The sequence below is a fragment of the Propionivibrio limicola genome (genome assembly GCF_009469695.1).
In the GTDB taxonomy this organism is placed as follows: domain Bacteria; phylum Pseudomonadota; class Gammaproteobacteria; order Burkholderiales; family Rhodocyclaceae; genus Propionivibrio; species Propionivibrio limicola.
The window spans coordinates 58,878-65,705 of record NZ_SSSR01000019.1; the positions used below are offsets into that span (position 1 = coordinate 58,878).

Annotated in this window: 6 protein-coding genes and 1 tRNA gene; 2 read left to right on the top strand and 5 right to left on the bottom strand. The window is 62.0% G+C overall.

Annotation, left to right across the window (positions count from 1 at the left end; genetic code table 11):
- Window positions 1-68: 68 nt before the first annotated feature.
- Window positions 69-2,123 (bottom strand): DUF1631 family protein, encoded by a 2,055-nt coding sequence (locus GH659_RS12180; protein ID WP_170285885.1) that lies wholly within the window; start codon window positions 2,121-2,123, stop codon window positions 69-71.
- A 51-nt stretch (window positions 2,124-2,174) separates the two neighbouring features.
- Window positions 2,175-2,609 (bottom strand): hypothetical protein, encoded by a 435-nt coding sequence (locus GH659_RS12185; RefSeq protein ID WP_246167835.1) that lies wholly within the window; start codon window positions 2,607-2,609, stop codon window positions 2,175-2,177.
- Window positions 2,610-2,794: 185 nt separating this feature from the next.
- Between GH659_RS12185 and GH659_RS12190 the strand changes: the two genes are divergently transcribed.
- Window positions 2,795-4,072, top strand: coding sequence for an extracellular solute-binding protein (locus GH659_RS12190; protein WP_211364226.1), 1,278 nt, complete (start codon window positions 2,795-2,797; stop codon window positions 4,070-4,072).
- Window positions 4,073-4,269: 197 nt separating this feature from the next.
- A tRNA-Phe gene (locus tag GH659_RS12195) sits at window positions 4,270-4,345 on the top strand.
- A 294-nt stretch (window positions 4,346-4,639) separates the two neighbouring features.
- Here the strand turns inward: GH659_RS12195 and GH659_RS12200 are convergent.
- The 3 genes from GH659_RS12200 to GH659_RS12210 all read right to left on the bottom strand — a co-directional run bounded on the left by GH659_RS12200 (window position 4,640) and on the right by GH659_RS12210 (window position 6,626).
- Window positions 4,640-4,870 carry a DUF2188 domain-containing protein gene (locus GH659_RS12200; RefSeq protein ID WP_153111710.1) on the bottom strand — a complete coding sequence of 77 codons (231 nt, stop codon included), beginning with the start codon at window positions 4,868-4,870 and terminating at the stop codon, window positions 4,640-4,642.
- Between the two features lie 73 nt (window positions 4,871-4,943).
- Window positions 4,944-5,909, bottom strand: coding sequence for a hypothetical protein (locus GH659_RS12205; RefSeq protein ID WP_153111711.1), 966 nt, complete (start codon window positions 5,907-5,909; stop codon window positions 4,944-4,946).
- A 3-nt stretch (window positions 5,910-5,912) separates the two neighbouring features.
- The gene (locus GH659_RS12210; RefSeq protein ID WP_211364227.1) at window positions 5,913-6,626 is read right to left on the bottom strand and encodes a hypothetical protein; all 714 of its coding nucleotides are present in this window, start codon (window positions 6,624-6,626) and stop codon (window positions 5,913-5,915) included.
- Window positions 6,627-6,828 lie beyond the last annotated feature (202 nt).

Sequence of the window (6,828 nt, forward strand, 5' to 3'; positions counted from 1 at the left end):
TAGGGGAGCGACGATTATACACACTTTGTCGTTCCTGCCATTTTGCGCCGGCCGCGCGTTGGCTGGCGTCACGGTTGGCCGAGCCGGGCGAGTGCGTGTTCGGCCGCCTCGTCGAAAAGCCGGCCGTTGGAAACGATGCGTGCTTCGCCGCTCCGCAGTTGCCGATCAAGCAGGTCCGGTGCCATGGCCACCGCGTAACCCCACCCCGGGCTGAACAGCAGAGCGGTGCCGCTCGCGGCGGCTTGCCAGCAATAGAGTCCGCACAGGCGCTTGCCCTTGTTGCCATCTGCCAATTGAAAGTCGATCCAGTCGCCCAAGGACGCGATTGCGGTTCCCGTGGCGTTCTTTGCAGGGGGCGTGGTGGTGTGGCTGACATAGCGGACGAATTTCCCGCCTCTTTCAATCGTTTTGGCGTGGTACGGGGGCGTTCCGCTGGTGTCGTCAGGCGACTGTGGCGTGGCGGCTGTCGCGTTTGGCCGCGCTTCCGGTGCCGACAGCGCTTGGCCGCGCAAGGCGGCGGTCTGCAGCGCGAAAAAGGTATCGAGAAACGGGCGGCGGTCGTCGTCCGGGATTTTTAGCCAGTCCAGTCCGGTGTTGATGCGCTTGATTAAATCGGGGAGGCGTGCCGTCAGCAGTTTCCGTTCGCCGGGCGTGTTCTTGGGCTCGATGCTCCAGAGCAGGCTTTCGATGGTTTCGGCGCTTTCTTTCCAGTACGCGCCCGCCGTGCCGCCGTTCAGGCAGGCCAGCTGCATGACAGGCAGCCAGGTGCTCTCCAGAAACGTTGCAATCGCGGAGTGTTTGGCCTTGGGGCGGGTTCGGTCAAGCCAGTTCTGTGCGCTGGATTTTGCGGCCTCACGTCTTTCGTAACGGGTAACGACATCGGTGTAGGGGTCGGCCGCGGCTTTCAGCGAACGGTCGCGTGTGTCGATCAGCGCCTCGAGCTGGTCGAGAAGGGGCGTCAGGTCATTGTCGTTGCTTTCCAGTTGGGTGCGTACGGCGTCGGCCAGTTTGACGAGGGCGGTGCAGACCGGGTGCTCGCGACGCGTGTCGGCCGGCAAGCCGATGGCGGCGCGGGCCATGCGATTGATAAGGCGGCGCGCCGGATGATCGGTGTTGGCGAAGAAGGTGGGGTCGAGGATCGCTTGTTTGAGGAGCGGGATTTGCAGGCGTCCGATGGCCGTTTTGACGGTGTCGGGCAAATCGGGCGAGGAAAAAATGGCGTCGAAGATCAGGGCCAGTGTGTCGAGCGCGACCGTGGCCGGTGTGCCGGGTGGCAAATCCAGGTCGCGCGATGAGAGCGGGCGGCGCGGTTGGCCGTCCGTTGTGTCGGCGAGGGTAAGCTGCTGCAACTCGAGAGTTGTGAGGCGGGCGGTCAACTGGTTGAGCATGACCAGGGCGGTGGCGTTCAGCGCGGCGTTGCTGTTTGCCCCGGCCGGCAAAGTCAGCGCTGCGTCGGCGAGTTCCGCGTTTGCGCCGCCTGCCGCCTGCAGTTGAATGGCGTTGTGCAGCGTCGTCAAGGCGTTGGTGATGCCCTGCCCGACCGGCTCCGGCTGCGTGACTCCTCCGCTCGTCCCGCGCGCGATCGGCACTGGTGCCGCCTCGATGCCGTAGCGTTCGAGCAGTGCATTGAGCTCGGTGTATAGGTCCGGGAGCCGGAGCTGGAGCAGTTCTTCGAGGCGATCCAGGCGTTCGAGTTTCTGATCGAGCGTGCTGTTGTCTTCCCGACAGATGGCCCAGAGTCCCTCGCAGATCGGCGAGAGGCCGATCGGATTCTGTTCCGGAGTCATGCGCGGCCGCTGCAGCAGCGTCATGTACCGCAATTGCGCCCGCCAGTGGTCGATGCGATCGTTTTCACGCAGGCGGGCGAGGATGTCGTTGATGCGGATTTCGAGATCGAGATCGTCGAGGCCCATCAGGGAAATGCGCGATGCGGTCAGTCCGGCGGTCTGCTCGAATCCCTCTTGTGGCCGGGCGTCGGCCAGCGCGTCGTGGGTGCCGGCCAGCGTGCTGGAGAAGGCGGCGATGACCGTGCTATCGCTGATGCCGGATAGTTGGGCGATATCGGCAAGCCGTTTCTGAAAAAGTTCGAGGCAATCCTTGCGGACAAAGAATGAGTCGGCCATGGCGGATGTGTGAGTGGAGTGTAGAGCGCTGGGCATGGCGCGTTGCGACGATCAGTGTTTTTTCGCTTCGTTTTTTGCCGCGCTAGTCTCGTCGGTTTTCTCTCCAGCGGCAGATGCTTCCTCAGGAGCTGCCTGTTTTTTGATTTTCTTTGTCTTCTTTTTCGCGCTTGGCGGGGCTACTGGCGGAAGTTGCGGGGCGATGGTCTCGAGATTGTTTTCGCGCATGTACGCATCCATGTCGCGCCAGCCCTCGTAAATCGATGCTTTGGGGAGCCAGGAGTAAATCGAGTAGCAATCCTCGATGGCTCGGCCGGATTGCCGGCAGGCGCCGCCCACGGCTTTGCCATCGGCATTTTCCCGCTCGGCTTTGGCGATCGGATCCTCGATCCCCATCTTTTGCTGGACGGCATCGCAGCCGCTCAGGATCAGTGATACCGATGCGGCGATCAGGAATGCTTGCAATGGCGGTAAACGCTTGTCCGGCACAATGGTCCCCGAGTGTGTGATGGTGGGCGCGAAAAAGGCGGCGAACTGTCAAGCATGGCATTTTAACCAGAAAAAGCTCTGGCAAGGCGTTGTGGTATGGGAAGTGGTTGAAACGTAAGCGGTTTTTTTATGGTTTTCTTTTGTGACTATAATCGCCGCTCCTTTGATTCTCGCGAGGAAATACCATGTCTTTTCCCAGAATGCCGCTCGCCATTGGCGGGTGGATGCTGGCAGCCTCCGTAATCGCGGCGCCGTCCGCGCCGCAGTCGCCGGTCAGTATTGAACTTTCCCATCAACTCGATGAAGAACGCGCCGAACGCCTGGAGCCCTTGATCGAGAGTTTCAACAAGCAGCAAAAAAACGTGCAGGTCAAACTTGTGCGCCGGGTGGGAGGGGAGGCACCGAAACAGCTCAATCTCGTGACCCGTGAGGAACAGAAGCGTTTTGTCGATAACAAGGCGCAGTTCAAGCCGTTGCACCAGGTCATGCGCGAAGCCAAAGAAAAATTCGATGCCAGCAAGCTGTCGCCGGAGCTGCGTGAAGGACTGACCGACGGCAAGGGGCAGTTGATGGCGCTCCCGGTGGCGTATTCGACGCCGGTGCTTTACATCAACCGTGAAGCGTTCCGCAAAGCAGGCCTGGATCCGGACAAGCCGCCGAAAACCTGGTTCGAGGCGCAGGAAGTTGCCGGCAAGCTGGCCGATGCCGGCAACGCCTGTCCGTTCACCACTTCCTGGCCGGCGTGGGTGCTGCTCGACAACCTGAGTGCCTGGAACGGTGCCGAAACGAGCGATGGCTCGGGCAAGCTGGCGTTCAACGGCCTGGTGCAGGTCAAGCACGTGGCCATGATGGCGACCTGGTACAAGAGCAAGTATTTCTCCTACTTTGGCCGTCGTGACGAGGCCGACCGCCGTTTCGCCAACGGCGAATGCGGCATGCTGACCAGCTCGTCGTCGCTCTACGCCAGCTTTGCCGACAAGAAGCTCGATGTTGGCGTGGCGACGCTGCCCTACCACGACGACGTCTACGGTGCCCCTAAAGCAACGCTGGCCGACGGCGCCTCGCTGTGGGTGGCGAGCGGCCTGAAACCGGCTGAAACGAAGGGCGTCGCCAAATTCGTCAATTACGTGCTCGGGCCTGAGGTTCAGGTCAATTTGACGCTGGCGGGCGGTTTCCTCCCGATGACGCCGGTGGCGCGCGCGGCGGCAAACAGCAAGCTGCTCAAGTCGGATCTCGCCGGGCTGCATGTGGCGTATGCCGAGTTACAGGGCAAGCCCACCGCGTCGGCCGTGCGCGTTTCGCAGGTTGAGCCGCTCCGCACGATCGTCGAAGAAGAGCTCGAATCAGTTTGGGCGGACAAGAAGCCGGCCAAGGAAGCTCTGGATAACGCCGTGGCGCGCGGTAATGCCATCCTGCCGTCGTCCGCGTCTGCGCGGGTGGCGAAGTCCAAGCGTCGCATGTGATCGAAAGATATATATCGGTCGTGTGTGACTCCTGCTCAGGCGGGGGAAGGGTAAGTGCCGCGTTGCCCGCTGGCGGCGCGGTGCTTGCTTCGCCTGTGTCCAACCCCGAGGGACGTTTACGGTGAATGCCATTTTCCTGTGTCTTTTAAAATTCATTTGACTGTAAGCGATGTGTTTGATATAGTGCGGCCTTCGTTGGCCAGTTAGCTCAGTTGGTAGAGCAGCGGATTGAAAATCCGCGTGTCCGTGGTTCGATTCCGCGACTGGCCACCAAAATTCAGCGCCCAACTGTTCTCAGTTGGGCGTTTTCATTTCTGCTTCCCGCAAACCACGCGGGGTTCGCGCCCATTCTGCGTGTGCCAGGGGTAGGCATAGTGTCAGCTGGGAGGCTGCCGGTTTGACCCTGTTCTGCCCTATTTTCTCTCGAAACCTGCGCCAACTTCTCCGCCGTGGCACACGCAGACGGCGTTGTTCGCCAACTACTTATGCGTGCGCCGATGGGAATGGTTGGCTCGCGGGTTTGCACGAGCAAAGCAGCACGGCAAACCCGCGAGGCCAGCCTCCACGTCAACCTTTGGGCGGGAACGGATCGTCACCGTAGCTGTTGCGCTCACGGATTTGGCCGTTCCGCCCTTGGATGAGCATCTCGCTCTGCTGGTTGATGGCGATGTCCCGCGCACGGTCAATCGCCTGTTGCTGCGTGTCATGGATGGATGTGAGACGGCCGTTGCCTTCTCCCCGCACACCCCACTGATCACCGCCGTTGATGGGTACGACCCATTGGTTCTTTCCGCTCATTTTATTCACTCCAAAAATTGCAAAGGGCAGGCTCTTGAAGTCGGCGCGAGCCTGGGCGCATCGGTTGGGGAGATCACGTCATGGCGACCTCCTTTCCCGCCGCCGCGCACGGCATCGCGTACAACCCCGCACGTTGCTGTGTGACCACGAGCGCGCCGTAGGCAGCGTGCTGTGCAGCAGGCCCCGGCTTGCCCTTGTCCTTCGCCCTGACCTTGAACAGGTCGCTTGGCTTGGCGCTGTCCAAGCCTGCGCGCTGCATGATTCGATCCGCCGTCGTGGCTTGGCCCTTGAACGACCAGAGCGCATCGAACACCTTGGCCTGACCATCAGTGAACCGAATCGGCGTGCCGTCGCCTTCTGGCAGCGTCGCCCATTTGAAGTCCGCCGAGAACGGCCCGTTCACCGGCGTAGCCGGATCGGCTACGGCTGGCATCGCGGACGGCGATGGCGTGCCGAGGAGCATGATTCCACTACCGTAGAACGTGAAACGTTCCTCCAACGCCAGCCACTCGATGCCCACGCCGAATGGCGCCCCGCGTGTCGTGCGCGGCCTCGGCGTAATCACCCGGATGTCGCCGCCCGCCACGCGCACCCGATCCAACAGCGCGGGTTCTTGCAGCACGCGCGTCAGATCACGGGCCAGCAGGACGGGTGACCGGCGGGCATCGCCCAGTCGCCACACGCCATCACCCAGATCATCGATGCCGTCGTGGCTTTCGATGCCGAGTGCGAGGCGCATCTTCTGCCGTAGCCAGTCCTCGTCCAGGACTAGCGACGCACCGTCGTTCGCTTCAACGGTCACGGGGCCACAGTCCGGGCAACGGCACATCCGTCCACCCCGACCGTCACCCCAGACTTGCGCCCGATGCTGCTGGCAGTGCGGGCAGAGCACGAACGACTGATCCGCCGTCGTCGGTTTGACCGCTTTACCCAGGACGGACAGCGCGGCGACATCGCGTGGCGACAGCGTGGCGCGCAGCACGGGCGTACCGCCCGCGAACAGGCGGCAGACCAAGGCCCAGGCGTCGTGCGCCGCCATCGATCAATCCTCGAATGCCGACGAGGAACTGACCACGTCCGCCTCCGGTGGCAACTCCTGTGCGCTCAATGTCTGCCCCTTTTGCAGGATGCCGACCTTGACGAGGTAGCGCTCCAGTTGCGCCTGCAGCTTGTTGTCGAACTTGTGCAGATTGAGCCTCCCCCGGCTGGTGATCTCGATGGGAACCACTCGGGAACGCGTCCGGCCTGGTTCTGGCGGATAGTAGAGATTGACCTGCGCCGCCGTTACCGCCCACTGGCCTTCCAGCGGGCCGGGAAGTTTTTCCTTCAGCAACTCATGCACCGAGCGCTGCTGACTGGCCTGCATCGCCGTGCATTCGATCTTCAGGTCGCCGTCCGGGCTCAGCAGGGTGAGCGACTTGAGTTGCACCAGAGAGAATCCGTCGTCGAACACCTCCGGCACATCGAAGCCCGTGCGCAAGGTGGACAGGTCCAGACACGGCGCTTTGATCTTCTGTGCATTCGCCTTGACGCCCAGCACATGCTCCGCGAAGGCCTCGACCAGCATCTGCTGGACCTTATGGCCGCCGCGCACCAGCGTGCGCACGACGCCGGTGGCTTGGGAGTACTCCAACACCATGTGGATGTTCGGATTGCCGACCCGGCGCTTCAACACCACGCCTTCGAACTCGAGGCGCAGCATGGCCAGATCCTTGACATGGACCGTCAGTAGATAGACGCCGGGGCTGCGCTCCACCAGGTACGCGACGCAGCCATCGCCGCATTGCCGCTCGCGCTGGTAGAACGCCGAAATGGCTTGTCAACGGCGATTCAAAACTGATACAGATTTTTGTTGGGCAGCGATTCAAAACTGACACACCCCGGACACTTCATTTGCGCTGATCGCGTTGCCGAGAGGGAGGGGCGAAGGCCCGACCGGAAGGCGGCGCGATCAGCGC